This is a genomic window from Desulfobacter sp. UBA2225, assembly GCF_002348205.1.
GTDB classification, from domain to species: Bacteria; Desulfobacterota; Desulfobacteria; order Desulfobacterales; family Desulfobacteraceae; genus Desulfobacter; species Desulfobacter postgatei.
This window is the reverse complement of the sequence record NZ_DDYV01000333.1, coordinates 1-21853: the sequence shown is the minus strand read 5'-3', so window position 1 is coordinate 21853 and position 21853 is coordinate 1. Positions and strand designations below refer to the sequence as shown.

Here is a 21853-nt window from a genome sequence, read left to right as displayed (position 1 = left end):
CACTGACCAATTTTCAAAGATCAAAATTCTTTTCAATACCTCAAAAGAACTCGACAAGAATATACAAAAACAAAATCTTTGTCAAATGTTTTTTTATTTTAATATTACAACAGAACAAGCCTGGACGGCAGACGCCCTTTAAACTGTGTATTTTTTTCTTTAATACCCATAGCCACCCACGCTCATACCTGACGATTTTACAAAGTAAAAATTAACATGCTGACATAAAAAGTCAGCATGTTAATACCATAAAAACAGCACATTAAAGGTTCGCAATAACGGCTTGTGCCTGGGAATCAAGATTTACCGGTTTCATTTATCCTTAACGGAGATTTGATCTTTATTGGCTTCAAAAACCTTCGGTCCGATTCCCTTTACCTTCATTATATCTTCTATATTTACAAAGGGTGTACTTGTACGAAATTCGATTATCCTGTCAGCAAGAGCATCACCAACATATTTCAACGTTATCAACTCTTCTTTAGGCGCGGTATTAATGTTCACCATCTTTGCACCAGCTATTGCCGGCAGCGAACAGAGGGCCACCATCAGACAAACCAAAACACAAAGGCTTCTTCTTAACTTTGTTTCCATAATTCCTCCATATTATTGTGATAATAAAAGTCTACAGATTTAGGCTGCAGACGCTGAACGCATTTTTGATCAATATAAAAAAAAGAAAATGGAAGTTGAACAAAACAAATATTAGAGTGTCAGATCAAAAAACAGCTTAATCAATTCAAGAAAAATAAATTGGCCTATATTAATAAAAGTCTAATAAAACATCAATAATTTTTTTTGCATTTATCGTAGTTGAATAGAAACACAAAATCAAACAAAATTTTGATTTTCACCCGCGTCCGGATAGTCAAATGGCTGGTATTCAGGAATGCTTTGCTTCAACAGGGTTCTGATGGCTCTATGATCCCTGGCTGCAGCCGCTTCTTTCAAACGAATCAAGTCATTGTCTAAAGAAATACCGACAAACGGGCAACTGTTGACCACCATAATTTTTTTATGGGCTGTGGGCACAACATTTTCCTGGGCTGTGACCAACTCTTCATAAAGTTTTTCCCCCATCCGTAACCCTGTATATTTAATCTTTATATCTACATCGGGTTCAAATCCGGAGAAACGAATCAAATCCCTGGCCATTGTATCAATACTTATAGGCGCTCCCATTTCAAGAATATAAACTTCACCGCCTTTACCCATGGCACCGGCCTGAAGAATAAGTTGACACGCTTCAGGGATAAGCATGAAGTAACGAATCATTTTAGGATGCGTAACCGTTACCGGCCCCCCCTCTTTTATCTGCTTCTTGAATAGAGGCACAACGCTTCCTACGCTGCCGATCACATTACCGAATCTAACGGTTATAAACCGGGAGCCTCTATCCGTGTCACTATTTTCACGTTGGATTAAAAGTTCAGCAAACCGCTTGGTTGCCCCCATGACGTTGGTGGGATTGACTGCCTTGTCTGTGGAGACAAAGACAAAACGCTCGCATTGAAAGGTCCGGGCGGCTTCGATAAGGTTGCAGGTCCCGACAATATTATTTTCAACAGCTTTCCAGGGATGGACTTCAAGCATGGGGACATGTTTGTAGGCAGCTGCATGAAAAACAATTTCAGGTCGATATTGAGAAAAAATCCTGATCACTTCGCCTGGGTTTTGAATATCTCCTAAAATAGGCACCACATCAATATCGGGAAAATTCTTTTTAAGCTCCAGATCAATCTCAAACAGAGGGCTTTCGGCACGTTCAAAAAGAATCAACTGTTCAGGTTTGTACCGACAAATCTGACGGCACAGGCCGATTCCAATGGAACCGCCGGCACCTGTAACCATCACAATTCTGTGCCCGAGGTATTCACCAATACTCTCCTGGTCCAGACTCACGGGCTGACGCCCCAAAAGGTCCCTGTACTCCACATTACGAATGGCATTTAAGGTAATTTTACCATCAATCAGTTCTCCCATGTCAGGCACGGTTTTAAATTCAACACCGGCCTGACGACACTGTGTAACAATCTGCCGCATTCGCCGGGCACAGGCATTTGGAATAGCAATAATGACTTCGTCAACGGATTTTGACCGTATGGTATGCTCAAGATTATCAATGTTATTGAGCACAGAAACACCATGAATTCTCCTTCCGATCTTCCCTTTGTCATCATCCAGAAAACCGATCACCTGGGATTTCACATTGGGATTTTCTTTGAATTCCCGACACACTCTCTGGCCGCAGTCACCCGCGCCAATAATAACCATGCGACGGCCTTTTTGCGCCAATTTTTTGCTGAAAATCTTCTTCAGAGCAAAACCGATGATTGCCGGCCCCACATCCCCGGAAAACTCCTCAAAGCACAACCGGGTAAAGACCCGAATACTTGTAAGGCCAATCACGGTAAAGCACCAGTCAATGACGAACACTGATCTGGAAAAATGCTTAAACCGGGTTGCAAACAACACGACTACAACAATAAATATTGTAGCCAGGGCAGACGCTTTGACAATATCAAGGATGTCTTTTAAACTGGTGTACCGCCACATGCCCCGGTAGACATCAAACAGATAAAAACAGATTAGCTTAAACATCAGCACATAGGCTAACGTCTCAAAAAATCTTTGGCGGGCCCAGTCCGGAATATTAAAATCGTAACGGATCAGATGCCCCATGTAATAGCTGACTGCCAGGATCAAAAGGTCAACGGCAAGTGTTAGAAGGAAATTCCTGGATAACTTAATTTTCATTGGAAAAAGACGCACCTCAACGCATCAGCCTCTCATAAATTTGGGTATATTTTCCTGCCTGTTTTTCAAATGACATGATTCCAACAGCTTCAGCAGGTGATGTGGACGGCAGTACGGTAACCCGGAATCTGTCCAATACATAGTTCAAAATCATATCGTGTTGATAGTCTCCCCCAGTTCGTTTTTTGAACCTGTGAAACAAGGGTTATTGACTCTCCACGCTGCAGCCGACATGATGGCCAACCCCTTGTACCATCTTAACACGCCAACAAAAAGAGCAAAGTCTCCAAATAGAATAAAAATCAATCCAAGAATATTAAGGGGGAAGCATAATTACCAAGAGTATCGAAGTGCAACGCCAGCGGTAAACCCTGAATTTCGGGTTATGGAATAGAGACCGGGTGTTTTATATGTATTGTCAAACAAATTCTTTGCAAATAGGTCTACATCAAAGGGGAAATAGTTCCTTATCCTCAAATTGACGTCCATCACCCAGGCCTGCCCGCATGACAAGGTTTCATCCGCCACAGGGGAATAAATGCTCTGGCTGCCAAAATATCTGAGTTCAGGCACGAGGGAGAAATTCCGGTTGATATCCCAAACCGCTTTCAGCGTTCCCATAATGTTCGGGCCGGTTTCATAGACATGGGATAACTCAATGTAGTGACGTTCTAATAATTCAAGGCTCTCTGGATCATAATAGTCGTAATCATTATAATAATACACTTCATCAGTTCCTGAATTGTTCAGCAATGTCAAATTTGCACACAGCGTCACATTCTGAAAAACCTGATGTTCCACTTCCAGCTCCAGGCCATATATATCCTGACTGTTTGGACTTGGAAGGGCATATCCTGCGTACCGGTTCTCAATAAAATGATTCTCTATTGCGTTTCGAAACAGGGTGGCAGTCGCCCGTGTTCCCATATGTTTCCATGAAAGCCCTAAATTCAATGTAGTTATCTTTTCAAGACCAAAATCCCAATTAATTATCTTTTCAAATGTCGGGTCGGACTCCTGTACCAGTTGACTGGCAAAAGGAGTTCTGTAGCCGGTACCGAAAATCCCTTTAAGGATGAATTTATCTATGTTCCAGGCAAACCCTGTAGTATAGCTGATTTCATCTTCATAGGCTTTGTGGTTATCATAACGGGCCCCGGCCCAAATTTCCACACGATTAAACTTATGACGGTATTGTCCAAAAACAGAAAACAGATCATTAGAAAAATCACATTGATCAATTAAGGGAAGGCTATTCTTCTGATCATAATCCTTACCTGTAAAATACGATTGAAAAAATTCGCGCCGCACAGGAACCCGGTCATACTGATCAGATCTCAGGGAGATACCTGTGGTTAAAAGGGACTTGGAAAGAAAAAATGACCTGTCGTAAATCAATTCGGCAAATAGTGAAGACTCCTCGCGTTCAAGGGTGTTGTCTATAATGATATGATCCAGGGACGTTCCGGACAGGTAGCCTGTAAAGCGCAATCCGGAATCCTGGTCAATGGGTTTTACAGCTTCAAGCTTTACCATATGCCGGGTGGATGCGGCCTGCTCTTCCCAAGTAAACTCATCATCCCAGTCAGACACCGTATATGCGTTAAGGCTGTCTGACAACTGCAATGAAAGCGTCAGCCAGTTCTCATAGGTCATGCTCCCGTAAAAATTGACAAAATGGGAATCATCCGCATTTTTTCTCCCATACCGATCTTCAGGCGGGGTGGACTTACTGCCGTCATTCCAGAAACGGACAATATTGGTTTCAGGACCGTCATCTTCTGCAACACGCCCTGAAACAGAAGCAAACCCTGACCAACTGTCTTTGTTATATCCATAGTTCAGGTAGGCTTCCCCTGATTGATTGTCTGACGATAAGTTAAGGCCGGTTTGAAAGCCATCAACATCCTTACCTGTAAGGGGAACAACATTGACTACCCCGGCAAACGCATCCGGTCCCCACAAAACGGAACTCCCCCCCCTTATCACTTCAATACGCTTGACGGCGGCAAGACTTGTTTCATTATCCATATAATTTTCGGATTTCACCACACCGGACCCCATGGGCACTGTATCAAAAAGGGTCAGGGCTGAATTCGGAACACCTCTCAGGTAATAGGTGCTGGACCTTTCAGTTTGATTGATATGAAATCCGGGGGTTCCTTCAAGGGCCTGGGAAAGGGTAAATGCATTCTGGGATTCAAACTCCTGCCTTGTGATGACATCAACAATGGCCGGAGCGCTCCAGGCAGCCTCTTCTTTTCTGGAGGCAATGGAGAGCATCTCCAAATCCTCACCCACAAACATGAGCATGGTATCTGATGCCCATACCCGGGAAGCCCCCAAAGAGATCCAGGCAGAAAACAGAATGATTACGGCAATTTTAAGTTTACCTATCAACAGTCCACCTTTACTGGTCCGGTTCCATATTTTTCAGCAGCACCCTGAATTTGGAACGACTTATACCCAAAAGCTTTGCGGCATATGTCTGGTTGTTGCCGGATTTATCCAATGCCTGCTTTACCAGGCTCATCTGAACCTGCTGCAACGGGATGCCGCTGGACGGGAGCCTGATTACCGTATGCTGGACCGGGCTGGCCGGCTGAGCAACCTGCAGAAAAGACAATGTCTGGGAGGTAATCTTTTGTGTATCCCTGGTCAATATCAGGCAGCGCTCAAGAACGTTGGCAAGCTCCCTGACGTTTCCCGGCCAAGGGTACTCCATAAGCTTGGCACAGGCGCATTCACTGAGTTGATGCTCTGCACCAAAGGAAAATGTAGTGATAATATATTTAGCCAGCGGGACAATATCTTCTTTCCTGAGACGCAATGGCGGAATTTCAATGGGAAATACATTAATTCTGTAATATAAATCCTGGCGAAATTTTTTATTCATCACCATTTGGCCAAGGTTCTGATTGGTTGCACAGATTACCCTGACGTCAACGGGAATCTCTTCATTCCCCCCGACCCTTTGAAATTTCTTCTCCTGCAGGGCCCGTAAAAGCTTGCCCTGGGAGTCCAGGGGCATATCCCCTATTTCATCAAGGAACAGAGTACCGGAGTCAGAAAACTCAAATCTGCCCCGGGTCCTGGCAGCGGCGCCTGTAAAGGCGCCTTTTTCATAGCCGAACAGTTCCGACTCCACAAGGTTTGAAGAAATGGCTGCGCAGTTGACTGCCACAAATCTTTTATCACACCTGGTGCTTTTATTATGAATATAATTCGCAAGCACTTCTTTGCCTGTGCCGGACTCCCCTAGGATCAACACCGCAGTATCCACTGTGGCCACATTATCCGCTAAAGCCACCACGTCCTGCATCGCCTTTGATTTATAGATAAGATTCTTTGACTTCTCTGCCCCTGAAAGGGCCTGTTTCATTTCCTGATTCTCGGTTATCAGCCTGGACAGGTTTATTGCCTTTTCAACGGCCAGATAAATTTTTACTGCGTCAAAGGGCTTGGTTATATAATCGCATGCGCCTTGTTGCATCATTTCCACGGCTGATTCAACGGTTGCAAACGCTGTAATGAAAATTACGGGTGTTAAAATATTTTTCTCCCGCATTTTGCTGATAAGCTGTCTGCCGTCCATGACAGGCATTTTAATATCTGAAATGATCAAATCATAACTGTTATTCTCCAGCATTTCAAGCGCATTGGCACCATGGATCGCTTTATGGGTTTTAATACCCTTTCTTTCAAGCATCATTGAAAGAAGATGTCGCAATTTTTCTTCGTCATCAACTATTAATATCTGTGTCATAAACTTTTAACACCTCTGGTTCCCGAATATTTGAAAACAATGTTACACAAAAGCAGCAGCCTCCACTCTCTGGAGATTCTATGCTTATGTTTCCACCGTGGGCCTTTATTGCCTGATCCGCAAAAGCAAGGCCCAGACCTGTTCCGGTTGACTTGGTGGTAAAAAAGGGTTCAAAAATTTTAGTCTTTTTTTCCCGACTGATACCCGGCCCCTGATCTTGAATAAAAAGCTCCCATTTGTGTGCGGTTTTATCCATCTTATAATGTTCCACCACGCTTATAGTCACCAACCCTTTATGCTCATTAGCTTCACAGGCGTTTTTAATGATATTGCCTATCCCCCGCGCAAGCAGGTCAAAATCAGCCTGGGCCTCAAATTTTGATTCAGGAATTCTGCAATCGAGTTGGACTCCGGTCGTTGAGGATTGGATATCAAACCCCATGGCGATCTGTTCCAGTAACTGGTTTAAATCTACCTTTTCAAACTGTGGTTTTGCAGGCTTTGAAAACATTAAAAAACTTTCAATCAAGTGGTTCAGACGAACAATCTCCTCCTCTGCATACCTTAAAAGCAAATCATCCTCCGGAATATTGAATTCAGATTTAATTAATTCAAGGGAGGACTTAATAATTCCCAAAGGATTTTTAACCTCATGGGCGATCATCATCGAAAACTTTCCGACTTCCACCAAAGCCTGTTGCCTGGTCAATTTCTCGTATGTGCGTACAAGGGTTTTCCGGCCCTTGGCCAAAGAATCAAGCATATTATTGAACGCCTGACTCAACCGGATAATTTCGGGAGTGGTGCCGGGAGCCGCCCGCACATCCCGGTTGCCCATTGACACCTTTCTGGCGGTATCTGCAAGTGAGACAATGGGAGCGACAAGGGATCTTGAAATAAAATGAAAAATCAGGCATGAAACAAGGATCAAAGCAAGGGCGCCGGCAAATACCTGCTTTTTCATTGTGTTTATAAGTTCAGTGATACCCTGAAGCGAATAAGTGATCTGCACTTCCCCTATGATTTCAGGCGCTTTATTTTTTTCCATTCCACCGATCCAGTTCAGGGATTCCTGGCTGTTTGATGAAAAAACACGTTTATTGATCTGTTCAAAGGGTCCGGATAAAATCCGGCGCCCCTCGGCAAGGATGTTTTTGTTTTGGTCAAGAATTGCTACGGCCATGACATCGTCTTCCTCAAGTATATTTTCCACCAAGCCCTGGAGCAGATATTTTTCTCCAATCAACAGACCAAGTTCGCAGTTCAAAGCCAGGTACTGGGTCATAAAATCAATACGCTGGTGGAACCGTTTGGTAACAAAATTACTGATCATAAATATCCCAATCCACCCTAAAATCAACGTGGTCAGTGTGATCAGTATCACTGCCGCAGAAAGAAGGCGTGCGTGGATGCTAATATTTTTAAAATCCAACATTATTTTTTAACGATGATCCCTAATTTTTTTGCCATTCTCTGATTAACAATGGTTTTAAATAGAGGAGGATCAGGCGTCCATTGGCCTGATTCCAGAAAAGATTTTATTTTTAATGCTGCCTGGCTGCCTAATGCTTTATAATCAAATTCAAAGGAAAAAAACGCACCGGACAGAGTAAAAAAAGAGTTATAACCGATTACGCCCATGCCCTGATAAATCCCCTGCTTGATCACATAGTGAACAATTTTTTCAGAAATAACCGTCTGGTCCGGGATCATCCAAATGGCATCAATTTTACCTATATGCGCTTGAAGTTGTTGGGAAATCTGTGTTTTTGAGCCCACTTTTATGGGTGTGGTTTCAAAAGAATGGTTTAGGGCGGCAGCCTCTGCCTGGTCATAGAAATCCTGGTTGAAGGTTGGATCGAACAAAACACCGATGGTACCAAGATTTTCAAAATGTCGACTGATCTCTTTGACCTGAATTTCAACCGGTATTTTTAAGGCAATGCCCATGGCATGTTCCGGCAAGCCAGTGCAATTTTCCGGATCAAGGATGGCTGTGTATACTTTGGGAGAGTGAATACTTGTTATTGCCCAAATAAAAACAGCAGCCTCAGGTCCTATGGCTGCAATCAGTTTATAATCCCTCAATGCCAGTTGATGTAAAACATTGTCCTGAATTGATTTAGTTTCAGGGTCAAGAATAAAAAGATCAACATCCAGCTTAATCTCTTCAGATTTGGCCTGGATCCCATCTCCAACCTGGATATATGGTTTGATTTTTTTGGAAATAACAACGGCTATACGATCATTGCCGTTACTGCCATCAGCGAGGCAGGGGGGCTGAAACAGGCAAAATCCCAAGCTCGTACAAAGCATTAAACCCAGACAAAACGCCCCCCTATATATGAAGAGTTCAAGACATTTCATAGTCTTGTCACGACATAACTTTATTATATCAACTCCTCCATCATATTTTTTAACTGAACCCGCCAATGGACAGGGATAATTTCTATCTTCTGCCATGTTTCGGTTTTATCAAGAACACTGAAAGAAGGTCTTTTAGCAGGCGTGGGATATTGTATTGAAGGAATTGATGAAATGGGGACAGGCTTTTCCAATATTCCAAATTCCAAGGCAATTTCCTGTATAGCTACTGAAAAATCATACCATGAAGCGACTCCGGCATCTGTCCAGTGCAGGGTGCCGCAGATATCTTTGCCCACGGCTTTCCAGATACACTGGGCCAGGCCGTTGGCCCAGGTTGGTGTTCCAATTTGATCGGCAACAACCTGCAATGCGTCTCGTTCTTTCATTAGCCGCAGCATGGTTTTAACAAAGTTATTTCCATGGGATGAATAGAGCCACGCTGTTCGAACAATCAGAAAATCTTCCTGCAAAATTTGTTTTATGGCGATTTCTCCATCCAATTTTGTTTTGCCGTAAACAGAATGAGGATTTGCAGGGCTGTCAGGAAGATAGGGAACAGAATGATTACCGTCAAATATAAAGTCTGTTGAAATATGAACCAATTTTTTATGGGTTTCACGCACAGTTCTGGCGATTTGGGCAACAGCCAAATGATTCAATTGGTTTGCCAAATTTTCTTCACTTTCAGCCTTATCAACCGCTGTATATGCAGCGGCATTGATAATCCAGTCCGGATTTGATTCTATGATGCTGTTCTTTATACTTTTCTCATTTCTAAAATCTACATCACAGTGATGAACCACATCCAAGTCAACGCCGGCAGGAGAGGTTCTTTGCAATTCCCATCCTAATTGACCGCCTGCGCCGAATAACAGAATTTTCATTCAAACACCTCGGCGTCTTTAAAGAGAGTCCCATTTTCATCTTTTGCAGATAATACCGGGGATGCGGTTACAGGCCATTTAATCCCAATTGTTTCATCAGACCAAAGCATACACCTTTCAAGCTCGGGGGCATAATAGTCCGTACACTTATAAATAAACTGGGCGCTATTGCTGAGAACATAGAAACCATGCGCAAATCCAGGTGGAACCCACAACATTTTTCTATTTTCTGCCGAAAGGGTCACCCCCACCCATTGGCCAAAATAAAGAGAGGGCTTACGAATGTCCACAACCACATCAAAGACCTCTCCTTCAATCACCCGGACAAGTTTTCCCTGGGGTCGCTTGATCTGATAGTGAAGTCCTCTTAAAATGCCTTTTCCGGACATGCTATGATTATCCTGGACAAACCGGACATCCTGAACTTTTTCATTAAACTCATCCTCTCTGAAGGTTTCCATAAAAAAGCCGCGATGGTCTCCGAACACCTTGGGTTCGATTAATACCACATCAGGGATTTCAAGTTCAGTGTATTCCATCATGGTTTCCCTGCTTACAGATATCCATCAAATATTTTCCATAGCCGTTTTTAAGCAATGGCTCGGCAATCCGTCTCAATTGTTCCTTATCGATCCACCCCATTCTAAAGGCGATCTCTTCCAGACAGGCGATCTTCAACCCTTGCCGTTCTTCAACAACTTTTATAAACGTTCCGGCATTAAGTAAAGAGTCATGGGTGCCGGTATCAAGCCAAGCTGTCCCCCTGGCAAACAACTCAACGTTTAATTGTCCCCGGGACAGATAAACATTGTTAACATCGGTAATTTCCAACTCCCCTCGTTTAGAGGGTTTGATTGATTTGGCGATTTCAATCACATCATTATCATAAAAATAGAGGCCCGTTACCGCATAATTTGATTTAGGGTGTTCCGGTTTTTCCTCAAGGCTGTTCACAATAAAATGCGTATCAAATCCGACCACACCATACCGTTGGGGATCTTTGACATAATAACCAAATACTGTTGCCCCTCTGTCTGTTTCCGAAATTCTTTGCAAACGGTTGGATAAACCGTCAGCATAAAAAATATTGTCCCCCAAAATAAGCGTCACAGGGTCTTTGCCAATAAATTCTTCGCCAATAATAAATGCCTGGGCCAAGCCGTCAGGATTGGGTTGGACTGCATATTCCAAACGGATTCCCCATTGGGACCCATTACCCAGCAGATGTTTAAAACTTTCAAGATCCTTCGGCGTTGTAATTACAAGAATGTGTGTAATACCGGAAAGCATCAGGGTTGACAAGGGGTAGTAGATCATGGGTTTGTCATACACCGGCATTAACTGTTTGCTGACTGAATAGGTCAGCGGATACAATCGGGTACCGGACCCGCCGGCCAGAATTATTCCCTTACGCAATGAAACCTCCTTGAAATTTTACATATCTCCGCGTCCCTATCCATTGAATACAACCGTCAGTTGTACACGGCGTTGGAAGGTTTTCTTTGATGACTGCTTTTTGGCTTCAAACCGGTACTCTCCTGTTGAACCAATTTTAAAAATATCCCGCCTCAGGCCGTTTTTCACCATTTCATGAACAACGTTGGCAGCCCGTGATGCACCTAACTCCAGGTTGGATGGATATTTCCGGGTATGGATGGGATCCGGATCCGCATATCCGTTGACATAAACCTTAACATCATAGGGTTTAAGGAACAGCGCCAGTTTCTTTAAAAAGGATTTATATTCCGTGGCCAGGGCAGCACTGCCGGAAGAAAAGAGGATCGGCAACGCATTGTTCATCTTCGCGCTCCTGCCGTCAGCCTCCATGACATCTACCCAGTCTTCAAGGCCGGCCTTTTTAACGGCCTGTTGAATGTCCGGAAGTTTTGCCCCCATATTGAATTTGCCGACGCTTTCTACACGCTCCTCCATATCTGGTGTAGACTCAACCCTAATCTTTGTCTTCTCCTTTTCCCAGGCCTTTTTTAGGTCATAAATTTTCTGGTATTTTGCAACGGTACCGGCAAGATGTTTTTTTTGCACCTCAAGCTGAGAAATTTTTTTCTCTTTCAATCCGACAGAATTATGAAGAAATTTAAGCACATGTCTCCCGGAATTAGATATACGGTTTACTTTAATAATAAGCCAGTCAAGGTCTTTTTGGGTGTCATGGATTTGTTCATTTAAAGCGCCCATCTGGATTCGGCAGTCTCCAAGAATTCCCTCAAGTTCTATGATTGAATAGGTTTCCGGATCAAACTTAAATGTTTGATCCGCACCATTTGCACTATTGACATAATAACAGAATATTACGCACAAAGGTATCATAACAAACACCTCCTTACCTGGGAATGTCGATTTCAAAGGTAAAATTCCCATGAGGCCCCCTGTTGATATTCTGTTGAATAAGCGCCTTGCGTCAGATATTGCATCCCTTTGATCTGCTTAACACCATCAGCCCTTATCCGATAGACCCATTGGCCACCAGATCATACCTTGTTTCGAAAAATTAATTCTTAATCTTAACCGGGCTGCGGTGATGCCATATTCTTTCTGGGTAATATCCATCACTTCCGCTCCTCTTAACCAAGATTGCGTATGCGTCTCGATAATATCCTGGTCAACCGTCCCCCGACCCGCTTTCATATAAGCCTGCACATAAACGCCACGTAATTTTTCAACCAGTTGCCGGTATCCATCCGCAATAGCCGCACGTTCCGCCATGAGTCTTGCTTCCCCTTTTGTCAGTGCATTTTCAGGCTCAAGCCCCTTGCCCACCACCTGAAACGTGACAACTTTCTCATTAACCGAACTTTGCACCGAAGAATCCAGAACGCCTCCCGGCCCTCCTGTGCTACACCCCCAAAAGGATAAAGCAATTAAACATGCCGACAACGCCAATAGTTTCTTCATAACACCATCTCTCCATTTTGGGGTTAACAGTTGCAAACTCAAATGCATCAGCCATTGATTCACATATTGTATTCATGCTAAAAAAGAATCGTCAGCTATGGCTTTAAACTTTAGAAACATTGATTTTTCTACCTTTACAATAAAACTAAAGCCGACAACCCACGGTTAAAACGGACAACCAAATGCAATTCTGTTTTAAAAATTATTCAAAATTCGTACCTCATTTCATAAAAACAAGAGAAGGCCTTCTCGCCGCAGGGGTTCTTTTGGTATTAATATTCTTAAAACCCTTGGCTGCCGGACCTCTTGATGGAATTGTCATTTATTATATCAGATTTGATCTTAAAAGTTCAAGCCAGCGGATCACTGACGGGAAATTAACAATGGTGCCGGCACATCAGGATTTCAGGGCGGCAAATTTTTCCTATTTTCCGATATCCGGTATTATCCAGGCATTACCCCAGGAAGCGGCCCATATCATTGAGGTTAAAGCAAAGCAAAATGCATTTATTCAACTGTTAGAGCAGAAGGGATTAAAATCGGTAACAACCGTGAACTACGAGACCATTATCAGTTATGAAGGCTGTGTCCAGGTTCCTGTTGCCCTGTTCATCTCGCCGTATGATAATAAAAACAAAGGATTTCCTTATACTGCCAGGGTTTTTTTCAGTCCATTAAGCTTTCCGGATCAGTGGGAGTCATTGCGCCGCCGGTTTAAAATAAAAGAACTTATTGAAAATTTTTTCCTTTTCTTCAAATAGCCCTTTTTAACTACCATGAAAAATAAAATTCAATTGTACATTTACCTGACTATTTTAGGTCTTTTTCTGACCCTTTCCACATCTTTACCTGCTTGGGCCCAAACATCAGGTATTATTTTGTCCAATGATCAGGGCAAAACAATTTATGCAAAAAATCCGGATAAACCGTTAATTCCTGCATCAACTTTAAAAATACTGACCAGCCTTGCGGCAATGAAAGCTTTAGGTCCGAATTTCCACTTCCAGACATGGGCCTATTACGATAAAAAAACATTTGATCTTTACCTGAAAGGTTTTGGAGATCCTTTATTTATCTCCGAGGAAATAATCAAGTTTGCGCATCAAATATCAGACCATCTTTTCAAACAGGTATCCAACGGCCGCATCGCATCTGCGGCAGTCCGAAATATCATTGTGGATCAGACCTATTTTACACCCCAAATTACAATTCCCGGCGCCGGTTCCTCCACCAACCCCTATGACGCAACAAATGGATCAATGTGTGCCAATTTTAACACAATTTTTTTGAAATGGGACAGCCGAAGCAGGCAATTTATTTCGGCTGAAAAGCAAACCCCATTTCCAGACATTCTGGCACAGCAGATTACGCCCGGATCGAAAAACACAGACAGAATTCTTCTTTCCTATGATCTTCGGCAAATTTATCCGGGCATACTGATGCATTATTTTTTAAATAAGTCAGGGGTAAAAATAACAGGCACCGTCCAGGAAGGCTTATTTTCAGAATCTGATAAAGAGCGCATTGTATACACATCAGTCTTTAGTCTAACAGACATTGTTAAAAAATTGCTGAAGTTTTCAAACAACTTTATTGCCAATCAACTCATGCTGACCATGGGGGCACGCGCTTTCGGCCCGCCGGCAACCCTTGAAAAAGGACTCGATGTCCTGAATAAATTTGCAGAAGAAACCCTGGGTTTAACGGGTGTTACAATTGTTGAGGGTTCCGGCCTGTCCCGGCGAAACCACATGACGCCGGCCCAAATGAGGGATATGCTTATTGCATTTATGCCCTGGTATGAACTATTAAGAAGGGATGGAAATGAATTTTATAAAACCGGTACGTTGTCGGATGTCAGAAGCCGTGCAGGCTTTATCCGTGGAAAAGATAACCGGCTATACCCCTTTGTGATCATGCTGAATAAAACCAGCACCGGATATGACGCCATAAGGCGCATGCTGCACGAAAAGGTGTCAAAGGCCTGTGAATGATTTAATCCCTTGAATGCTCTATGTATGCATAGGCGCTGTGATTATGAATGGATTCAAAGTTCTCTGCGCTCACGGAAAACCAGGTGATGTTGGAATCTGCAATAAGCGCCTTGGCCACGTCCCTTACAATGTCTTCTACAAATTTTGGATTATCGTAGGCTTTTTCGGTGACATATTTTTCATCTGCACGTTTCAGCACGGAATAAATATCGGAGGATGCCGCCCGTTCAACCAGATTTACAATATCTTCAATCCAGATAAATTTATGAAACCGGGCAGCAACAAGCACCTCTCCTCTCTGGTTGTGGGCGCCATATTCTGAAATTTCCTTGGAGCAGGGGCATACCGAGGTGACAGGAACCGCCACTTTTAACACGATGTCTGCTTTTTTCCGACCATTGGAAGAGCCAATGATCGTACAATTATAATCCATCAACCCCTTGGATTGGGTGCAAGGCGATGTTTTTTCGATAAAATAGGGGAAAACTATTTCAATATGTGCAGACTTTGCCCCAAGCGAGGCTTTCATATCTTCCAGAATACTGGTCAGAGTCTCAAGAGACACCAGTGTCTTAACAACTGTATGCAGCAACTCCACAAAGCGGCTCATATGGGTGCCTTTACACTGATGGGGTAAATCCACATACATATTGATTTCAGCAACTGTGGACTGGGAGCCGTTGACTTTATCCCGGACAACCACCGGGTATTTGAGTCCCTTAATACCCACTTTATCGATGGGAATATTCCGAAAATCCGGCTGATTTTGTATATCTTTCATCATGGCATTTCCAAAAGATAACCAGCGGAGATATTACCCATTGCCCTGAATATATTTCCTTTTATATGTTTATTCTGCCGGTACATCGTTTCAAGCATATCTGCCACATCCTGCCTTTTCGTGTGACCGGCACTTGGGCATGTGTTAACAAATTCCGGCAGATCACAAACTTTTGCAAAACTGTTTATCTCATGCTTCTCAACATAGGACAAAGGCCTGATAATATCAAAGCGTCCACCAAAAAATGACTGATTAGGCTTCATTGTTCCTATTCTTCCCGCGTAAAAAATATTAATAAACAATGTCTCAATCAAATCGTCTTTGTTGTGCCCTATAGCAAGTTTTTTACAGTCATGCTCCCGGGCGAGTTCAAACAGTCGTTTACGCCGCAGCCTACTGCATAAAAAGCAGGGATTTTCCTTATTTTTATCAGAATGGGCAAGTTGTCCGTAATCTGTGTTTTCCACCACCAGACCCTGATGAAAATCCTTATATCTTTCATTGATATAAGAATCGAGTTTTTTAGCAAATGAATTGTCAAATCCCGGATCTATATAAACAGGAATAAGTTCAAATGCTACAGGGGCTTTTATTTTTAAAGAAACAAGAAGGTGGAAAAGGGCCAGACTGTCTTTTCCGCCGGATATACCCACCAGTATCCGGTCGTTATTTTCGATCATTCGCCAATCATGAATCGCTTTGCCAAGCAGATGCATCAGACGTTTTGTCAGCCCTTTACCCAAATCAGACTATTCGTCGTCAGGCTCGGGATTTTTTTTAACAACAATCCGGTTAGCGGCAATTTCACGCAGGACAGTTACAACATCCTCGTTCTTATAAGGTGGTACAAGGAAATCAGCCCCTTCCCTAACCTGGCGGACCCGTTTGGCTGCCAGATGTACAAGCGTGAACCGATTATCCACATTTTTCAAACAATCTTCAATAGTTACACGTGCCACAACACTTTCCTTTCTATAATTGTACGGCCATCTCACTGAAATCTTAGAGGCTTGGAAAAATCAGATTAAGAAACAACAAATCAAAGGATATTAACAACCTCATAAACCCGTTTTCCGCGGGGGGCCTGGACAATGGCCTCGTCGCCCATTACTTTTCCAATCAGAGCAGCCCCAAGGGGAGAGTTGACGGAAATTTTGCCTTTTTTAATATCAGCCTCATCCTCACCGACGATCATGTATTCCTGTTCTTCTTCAGTATCCAGATTTTCCACAAGGACACGACTGGCAAACCGAACCACGTCCTTGGTCACAGTGGCAGGATCAATGACTTTGGCATTTCCAATCTTATAGGAAAGCTCACCTATCCTGCCTTCAATAAAAGACTGGCGTTCCTTTGCAGCATGGTATTCAGCATTCTCAGACAAATCGCCATGAGCTCTGGCCACTTCAATGGCTTTAATTATCTCAGGACGATCCACAGTTTTTAATTTTTCCAGTTCTTTTTTCAAGGCCGCAAAACCTTGTTTCGTTACAGGTATCTGGTCCAAAATTTAAAATTTACTCCATAGTTATTTAATTACGGCGCGGTTGGCGCCTTGTCATTTTTTAATCAGCACATCCGGCCGATAACACTGCTTCCGGCACTTGTTTTGTCCCCGGGGCTAACAAGTATTTCAAAATCCATGGGCAGATAAAGATCCAGACGGGATCCAAACTGAATCATACCATAGCGGTCGCCTTTGTTAACATGCTCATTGGTTTTTACGCAGTTGACAATACGCCGCGCAATGAGCCCTGCGATCTGCACACACACATAACGGCGGCCATCCTCCGTTCTTATTACCAGCGCATTGCGTTCATTGTGGACACTTGCTTTATCAAAAGATGCGTTTACAAATTTACCCGGATTATACTGGACCTTTTCAATCATACCACTGAAAGGGATTCGGTTGACATGAACATTGAATACATTCATGAAAATACTGACCTTCCGGCAGGGTTCATCCATGTATTCACACCGATCAATTCGTTCTACAACAATGACCTTCCCGTCTGCCGGAGAGACCAGAAGATCGGAGCCTTTCGGGACCATACGCTCAGGGTCTCTGAAAAACCAGGTAATAAACAACGTGAGCAGCAGCGCAAGGCACCCTGTCTTCAGGCATCCAAAATAAAAAAACATCCCTGTAACAAGGATGGCAGCAACAACGTATTTGACCCCCGGCATAGCAATGGGAAGCACTGCCTTCGCCGGCCATTTAGAATTATCCATACCCTCTACCTAATCGTGCCTCTCAATAAATCGACATAACCTAATATTTATATCAAGCATGCCAATATATTGTCAAGCACCTGTTTTCCCTTCGAAATGAATCTGCGCATCGGACTTTCTAAGATAAACCGGGTTAAGGGGGTGATTCTCAAAATCAAACACACCTTTATCAGACATCGCAGAAATAACCAGTGTACAGGCACTGACCCCGTCCATGGATGGGTAAGAGAACACACCCTTGTCATGGGTTCTGCTGCAAATTTTTTCCCGGTATACCTTTGACCCTGACCCGACAAAAAGGGCATCAAAACCTGCCCGGTCAATAGCGGTCTCCGGCGAACATACCATCTCCGGACCTTTTTGAATAAGCTTGCCATTGTGGAAATGATATACAGCAGAATACACTTCTGTGCGTTTGGCATCCATCATCACACATACAGGCTTTTGTGAATGACAGAATCTGAAGGCAATCCCATCAAGACTGGAAACCCCTGCACAGGGTTTTGATACAGCCATAGACAGGCCCTTAATCATGCTGATGCCGATGCGAAGCCCGGTAAAACTGCCGGGCCCCCTGGCTGCAATAAATCCGTCTATTCGATCAACACTCATCCCGTCCCTGATTTCAACGGCCTGAACAACCATGGACAAAAGCCCTTTTGAATGGCTCTGCCGGCTGAACAGGGTCGACTCAAAAACAAGGTTATTATCTTCAAACAAGGCCATGCTTGCGCCCTGCTCAGCCGTACTCAGGGCAAAAAGATACATTATTCCGCTTCCAGAGCGAAATCCAGAACCTCTCTGACATCCTTCACACAGATGAATGTCAACTTGGATTTCACGGATTTTGGGATATCATGAAGATCTTTCCTGTTTTTCTCCGGAATGATCACTGTATTAATACCGGCCCTTAATGCCCCTAATGCCTTTTCTTTAAGGCCGCCTATGGGCAACACCCTTCCACGCAAAGAGATTTCACCGGTCATCCCCACCTTGTTGTTCACCTTTTTGCCGGTAAAAGCCGACACCAGGGCTGTAGCTATGGCAATACCGGCCGAGGGACCATCCTTGGGAATAGCACCGGCGGGTACGTGAATATGAATATCGTTGGAATCAAAGGCCTCCTTGTCGATACCTAAGGCTTCCTGATTGGCCTTGGTGTAGGTCAATGCAGCCCTTGCAGATTCCTGCATAACCTCACCAATCTGTCCTGTGAGCTGCAATTCGCCTTTGCCCGGAAATAGAGACGTTTCAATATACAGATGCTCCCCCCCCACTTCAGTCCAGGCAAGCCCCGTGGCCAGACCAACCTGACTTTCCTCCTGATCCATTTCGTTAATATATTGAGGCGGACCAAGGTACTGGGTTAAATTCTGGCAAGTAACGGCAAACCGCCCTTTTTGCCCTTCTGCAATCTTACGGGCAATTTTTCGGCACACCGAGTCCAGTTTACGCTCAAGTTCCCGAAGACCTGCTTCCAGGGTGTATTCTGAAACAATGGACTCCATGGCATTGGGACTGAATTGAATGTTACGGCGGATCAAACCGTTATCTTTGAGCTTTCTTGGTAAAAGATGCTGTTTTGCAATCACCACCTTTTCCTGGCGGGTATATCCGGAAATATGGATCAACTCCATCCTGTCAAGCAAGGCAGAGGGAATGGTGTCGGCCATATTTGCCGTGAGAACAAACAACACATCCGACAGATCAAAGGGCATATTCAGGTAATGATCGGAGAATTCGAAATTCTGCTCAGGATCCAATGCCTCCAGAAGCGCAGATGAAGGATCTCCTCTGAAATCATTGCCCAGTTTGTCAATTTCATCCAACATAAAAACCGGATTTTTAGTACCGCATTGACGAAGCCCCTGTAAAATTCTTCCAGGCATGGCACCAATATATGTCCTGCGGTGCCCCCTGATCTCCGCCTCATCACGGATACCCCCCAAAGAGACCCGATGGAACTTACGCTTCATAGCTTTGGCAATGACACGGCCAAGAGATGTTTTGCCCACCCCCGGAGGACCCACAAAGCAAATAATCTGCCCTTTTTTCTTTGGATTGAGCTTACGCACGCTTAAATACTCAAGAATTCGTTCTTTGGCCTTGTCCAGTCCATAATGATTCTGCTCTAAAACCTCCTCGGCCTTTTTTATGTCTAAGAAGTCCTTAGTGGTTTTGCTCCAGGGCAACTCGACAATACAATCCAGATAGGTTCTGATCACAGAGGCTTCAGAAGAATCAAAATGCATCTGCTCCAGACGGGTCAATTGTTTCAGTGCCTCTTTTTCACACTCTTCGGGCAGCTTGCACTTTTTTATCTTTTCTTTGAAGTCAACAATTTCGGCAAGCTTATCATCGCTTTCCCCAAGCTCTCTGTGGATAGCCTTGACCTGCTCACGGAGGTAATAATCCCTTTGATTTTTTGAAATTTCATCTTTGACATGGGTTTGGATTTTAGCCTGAACCGTTGACAAATCAAGTTCCCGGGCTAAAAGATCATTGACCCGGGTTAAACGCGAAACCGTATCCGTGGTCTCCAAAATGGCCTGGGCATCCTCCACCTTAAGGTTAAGGTTAGAGGCCACCAAATCCGCAAGTTTACCAGGGGAGTCAATATGGGATAAAAGATCGCCCACGTCACCTGAAAACTCACCCTTAAGTGCTAAAAGTTTTTCACTGTTCTCCTTTACGTTACGCATCAGAGCTTCAATTTCTATATCGAGAGAGTCAGGTTCGACATCAGAGAGTGTCTCCACCCTGACCTTAAAAAAAGAACGTTTTTGAACAAATTCAATAAGTCTTGCTTTGGAAATACCCTGGACCAGTGCCTTGATCCTGCCGTCAGGCATTTTAATCATCTTCTGGACCCGGGCAATGGTCCCGATATCATAGACATCTGACGGCCCCGGCTTTTCCATTTCTGAATCTTTTTGGACCGATAAAAAAACATACCGATCAAATTCCACAGACTCTTCAATGGCCTTAATGGACTTTTCCCGTCCTACAAACAAGGGAAGCAGCATGTCTGTAAAGACCACGACATCCCTGACCGGCATCATGGGAATCACTTTTGGAATGTTTTCTATATTACCTTCTTTTTCAATTATTTCAATCAGATCATCTATATCTGCTTCTGCCATTTATGCTCCTTGATTACATAACGGCCATGGGCCGTGACTACATTCTTCTACCAGGTACCCCGCCGGCACATGGTGAAAGAGTATCAGACCCTTTCATAAAAAAACAGGACCATACCGAGATCCACCGGACCGTCTGTGGATTTCTGGATTGGCCCTCACATACCGGCTTGGTACACCTGCGCTTTAAATTGTACTTACAATATGACAGAAAAATATTTTTACAATATATCCTTGAAAAAATATTTTTATCATTGGATAGTTGGCCTAACTGTACCAGAAAACTGTCAAGTATCCCAGACGCATTAAACCATATTAATTATTGTCCAAGGAATATTATGTTACCGCTATCTACTTTTATCGCCGTTATCTGCTTCGTTTTTGGTGCCTGTATCGGCAGTTTCCTCAACGTGGTAATCTATCGGATGCCGGAAGGTCAATCCATTGTGTCTCCGCCTTCTCATTGTCCGGCATGCACCCATGTGATTCCATTTTATTTCAATCTCCCGATAATAAGCTTTCTTCTGCTCAAGGGTAAATGCCGATTCTGCAAAGCGCCCATTTCCATACGCTACCCTTTGGTGGAACTGATCACAGGATTATTAGCCCTGGGACTTTTTTTTAAATTCGGGCTAACGCCGACCGCAGTTTTTTATTTTGCATTCGGCTGCCTGCTCATTGCCATCTCTTTTATTGATCTGGATCACCAAATTATCCCGGACAAATTGTCCCTCCCCGGAATCATCATTTTTTCCACATCCTGTTTTTTTGTACCTCAAATGCGCTTTGTTTCGGTGATTTGGGGCGTTCTGACAGGCGGCGGTATTTTATACCTTGTGGCCCTTTTATATTATTGTATTCGCAAGCACCAGGGTATGGGGGGTGGAGACATTAAGCTTTTAGCCATGATTGGCGCAGCCACAGGCGTAAAAGGCGTCTTTTTCACATTGTTTACAGGTTCGGTCTTCGGTACCCTTGGCGGAGTGGCTGCCATGTCGATATCAGGAAAATCCGAAAAA

General features: G+C 43.7%; 21 protein-coding genes. 3 read left to right on the top strand and 18 right to left on the bottom strand.

What is annotated here, in order from left to right; genetic code table 11:
- Positions 1–312: 312 nt before the first annotated feature.
- The 11 genes from B3D59_RS17355 to B3D59_RS17305 all read right to left on the bottom strand — a co-directional run bounded on the left by B3D59_RS17355 (position 313) and on the right by B3D59_RS17305 (position 12750).
- Positions 313–594 carry a ComEA family DNA-binding protein gene (locus B3D59_RS17355; RefSeq protein ID WP_286822402.1) on the bottom strand — a complete coding sequence of 94 codons (282 nt, stop codon included), beginning with the start codon at positions 592–594 and terminating at the stop codon, positions 313–315.
- A 237-nt stretch (positions 595–831) separates the two neighbouring features.
- Positions 832–2757 carry a polysaccharide biosynthesis protein gene (locus B3D59_RS17350; RefSeq protein WP_286822401.1) on the bottom strand — a complete coding sequence of 642 codons (1926 nt, stop codon included), beginning with the start codon at positions 2755–2757 and terminating at the stop codon, positions 832–834.
- Between the two features lie 333 nt (positions 2758–3090).
- On the bottom strand, positions 3091–5157 hold the full coding sequence (locus tag B3D59_RS17345) for a TonB-dependent receptor plug domain-containing protein (protein WP_286822400.1): 2067 nt from the start codon (positions 5155–5157) through the stop codon (positions 3091–3093).
- Between the two features lie 10 nt (positions 5158–5167).
- Entirely contained in the window at positions 5168–6523 is a 1356-nt protein-coding gene (locus B3D59_RS17340; RefSeq protein WP_286822399.1) for a sigma-54-dependent transcriptional regulator, read from the bottom strand.
- On the bottom strand, positions 6501–7856 hold the full coding sequence (locus B3D59_RS17335; RefSeq protein WP_286822398.1) for a sensor histidine kinase: 1356 nt from the start codon (positions 7854–7856) through the stop codon (positions 6501–6503). The genes B3D59_RS17340 and B3D59_RS17335 overlap by 23 nt, the downstream gene beginning before the upstream one ends.
- A gap of 101 nt (positions 7857–7957) precedes the next feature.
- On the bottom strand, positions 7958–8839 hold the full coding sequence (locus B3D59_RS17330) for an ABC transporter substrate-binding protein (protein WP_286822397.1): 882 nt from the start codon (positions 8837–8839) through the stop codon (positions 7958–7960).
- A 74-nt stretch (positions 8840–8913) separates the two neighbouring features.
- Positions 8914–9774 carry a dTDP-4-dehydrorhamnose reductase gene (gene rfbD / locus B3D59_RS17325; RefSeq protein WP_286822396.1) on the bottom strand — a complete coding sequence of 287 codons (861 nt, stop codon included), beginning with the start codon at positions 9772–9774 and terminating at the stop codon, positions 8914–8916.
- Positions 9771–10313, bottom strand: a complete 543-nt coding sequence (gene rfbC, locus B3D59_RS17320; RefSeq protein ID WP_286822403.1) for a dTDP-4-dehydrorhamnose 3,5-epimerase — start codon at positions 10311–10313, stop codon at positions 9771–9773. Before rfbC ends, rfbD begins: the two co-directional genes overlap by 4 nt.
- Positions 10300–11190, bottom strand: coding sequence for a glucose-1-phosphate thymidylyltransferase RfbA (rfbA, locus tag B3D59_RS17315; RefSeq protein WP_286822395.1), 891 nt, complete (start codon positions 11188–11190; stop codon positions 10300–10302). The genes rfbC and rfbA overlap by 14 nt, the downstream gene beginning before the upstream one ends.
- Positions 11191–11226: 36 nt before the next feature.
- Entirely contained in the window at positions 11227–12102 is an 876-nt protein-coding gene (locus B3D59_RS17310) for an OmpA/MotB family protein (RefSeq protein WP_286822394.1), read from the bottom strand.
- A gap of 126 nt (positions 12103–12228) precedes the next feature.
- Entirely contained in the window at positions 12229–12750 is a 522-nt protein-coding gene (locus tag B3D59_RS17305; protein WP_286822393.1) for an LPP20 family lipoprotein, read from the bottom strand.
- A gap of 320 nt (positions 12751–13070) precedes the next feature.
- Between B3D59_RS17305 and B3D59_RS17300 the strand changes: the two genes are divergently transcribed.
- Both B3D59_RS17300 and B3D59_RS17295 read left to right on the top strand, forming a co-directional pair.
- On the top strand, positions 13071–13448 hold the full coding sequence (locus B3D59_RS17300) for a hypothetical protein (protein ID WP_286822392.1): 378 nt from the start codon (positions 13071–13073) through the stop codon (positions 13446–13448).
- 15 nt (positions 13449–13463) lie between these two features.
- The gene (locus tag B3D59_RS17295) at positions 13464–14681 is read left to right on the top strand and encodes a D-alanyl-D-alanine carboxypeptidase/D-alanyl-D-alanine-endopeptidase (RefSeq protein ID WP_286822391.1); all 1218 of its coding nucleotides are present in this window, start codon (positions 13464–13466) and stop codon (positions 14679–14681) included.
- A 1-nt stretch (position 14682) separates the two neighbouring features.
- Here the strand turns inward: B3D59_RS17295 and folE2 are convergent, their stop codons facing one another.
- From folE2 to lon, 7 genes are all read right to left on the bottom strand, one after another.
- Complete coding sequence (gene folE2, locus B3D59_RS17290) at positions 14683–15465, bottom strand: GTP cyclohydrolase FolE2 (protein ID WP_286822390.1); 783 nt, start codon at positions 15463–15465, stop codon at positions 14683–14685.
- Positions 15462–16142, bottom strand: a complete 681-nt coding sequence (locus tag B3D59_RS17285; RefSeq protein WP_286822389.1) for an ATP-binding protein — start codon at positions 16140–16142, stop codon at positions 15462–15464. The genes folE2 and B3D59_RS17285 overlap by 4 nt, the downstream gene beginning before the upstream one ends.
- 69 nt (positions 16143–16211) lie before the next feature.
- Positions 16212–16421 carry a DNA-directed RNA polymerase subunit omega gene (gene rpoZ / locus B3D59_RS17280; protein WP_277004185.1) on the bottom strand — a complete coding sequence of 70 codons (210 nt, stop codon included), beginning with the start codon at positions 16419–16421 and terminating at the stop codon, positions 16212–16214.
- 80 nt (positions 16422–16501) lie between these two features.
- The gene (gene greA / locus B3D59_RS17275) at positions 16502–16969 is read right to left on the bottom strand and encodes a transcription elongation factor GreA (RefSeq protein ID WP_277004184.1); all 468 of its coding nucleotides are present in this window, start codon (positions 16967–16969) and stop codon (positions 16502–16504) included.
- A gap of 62 nt (positions 16970–17031) precedes the next feature.
- The gene (locus B3D59_RS17270; protein ID WP_286822388.1) at positions 17032–17694 is read right to left on the bottom strand and encodes a phosphatidylserine decarboxylase family protein; all 663 of its coding nucleotides are present in this window, start codon (positions 17692–17694) and stop codon (positions 17032–17034) included.
- 72 nt (positions 17695–17766) lie between these two features.
- Positions 17767–18462, bottom strand: coding sequence for a tRNA (adenosine(37)-N6)-threonylcarbamoyltransferase complex dimerization subunit type 1 TsaB (gene tsaB / locus B3D59_RS17265; protein ID WP_286822387.1), 696 nt, complete (start codon positions 18460–18462; stop codon positions 17767–17769).
- Complete coding sequence (lon, locus tag B3D59_RS17260; protein WP_286822386.1) at positions 18462–20837, bottom strand: endopeptidase La; 2376 nt, start codon at positions 20835–20837, stop codon at positions 18462–18464. Before lon ends, tsaB begins: the two co-directional genes overlap by 1 nt.
- A gap of 335 nt (positions 20838–21172) precedes the next feature.
- Between lon and B3D59_RS17255 the strand changes: the two genes are divergently transcribed.
- Positions 21173–21853 (top strand): prepilin peptidase (locus B3D59_RS17255; protein ID WP_286822385.1); only part of this gene is annotated, 681 nt, incomplete at its 3' end.

Coding starts and splice junctions, on each gene's coding strand:
- B3D59_RS17350 (WP_286822401.1), bottom strand. CDS start 2,757: ATGAAAATTAAGTTATCCAGGAATTTCCTTCTAACACTTGCCGTTGAC.
- folE2 (WP_286822390.1), bottom strand. CDS start 15,465: ATGATGAAAGATATACAAAATCAGCCGGATTTTCGGAATATTCCCATC.
- B3D59_RS17285 (WP_286822389.1), bottom strand. CDS start 16,142: ATGATCGAAAATAACGACCGGATACTGGTGGGTATATCCGGCGGAAAA.
- B3D59_RS17335 (WP_286822398.1), bottom strand. CDS start 7,856: ATGATCAGTAATTTTGTTACCAAACGGTTCCACCAGCGTATTGATTTT.
- rfbC (WP_286822403.1), bottom strand. CDS start 10,313: ATGGAATACACTGAACTTGAAATCCCTGATGTGGTATTAATCGAACCC.
- rfbD (WP_286822396.1), bottom strand. CDS start 9,774: ATGAAAATTCTGTTATTCGGCGCAGGCGGTCAATTAGGATGGGAATTG.
- lon (WP_286822386.1), bottom strand. CDS start 20,837: ATGGCAGAAGCAGATATAGATGATCTGATTGAAATAATTGAAAAAGAA.
- B3D59_RS17295 (WP_286822391.1), top strand. CDS start 13,464: ATGAAAAATAAAATTCAATTGTACATTTACCTGACTATTTTAGGTCTT.
- B3D59_RS17355 (WP_286822402.1), bottom strand. CDS start 594: ATGGAAACAAAGTTAAGAAGAAGCCTTTGTGTTTTGGTTTGTCTGATG.
- B3D59_RS17270 (WP_286822388.1), bottom strand. CDS start 17,694: ATGGATAATTCTAAATGGCCGGCGAAGGCAGTGCTTCCCATTGCTATG.
- tsaB (WP_286822387.1), bottom strand. CDS start 18,462: ATGTATCTTTTTGCCCTGAGTACGGCTGAGCAGGGCGCAAGCATGGCC.
- B3D59_RS17310 (WP_286822394.1), bottom strand. CDS start 12,102: ATGATACCTTTGTGCGTAATATTCTGTTATTATGTCAATAGTGCAAAT.
- B3D59_RS17330 (WP_286822397.1), bottom strand. CDS start 8,839: ATGCTTTGTACGAGCTTGGGATTTTGCCTGTTTCAGCCCCCCTGCCTC.
- B3D59_RS17340 (WP_286822399.1), bottom strand. CDS start 6,523: ATGACACAGATATTAATAGTTGATGACGAAGAAAAATTGCGACATCTT.
- B3D59_RS17300 (WP_286822392.1), top strand. CDS start 13,071: ATGGTGCCGGCACATCAGGATTTCAGGGCGGCAAATTTTTCCTATTTT.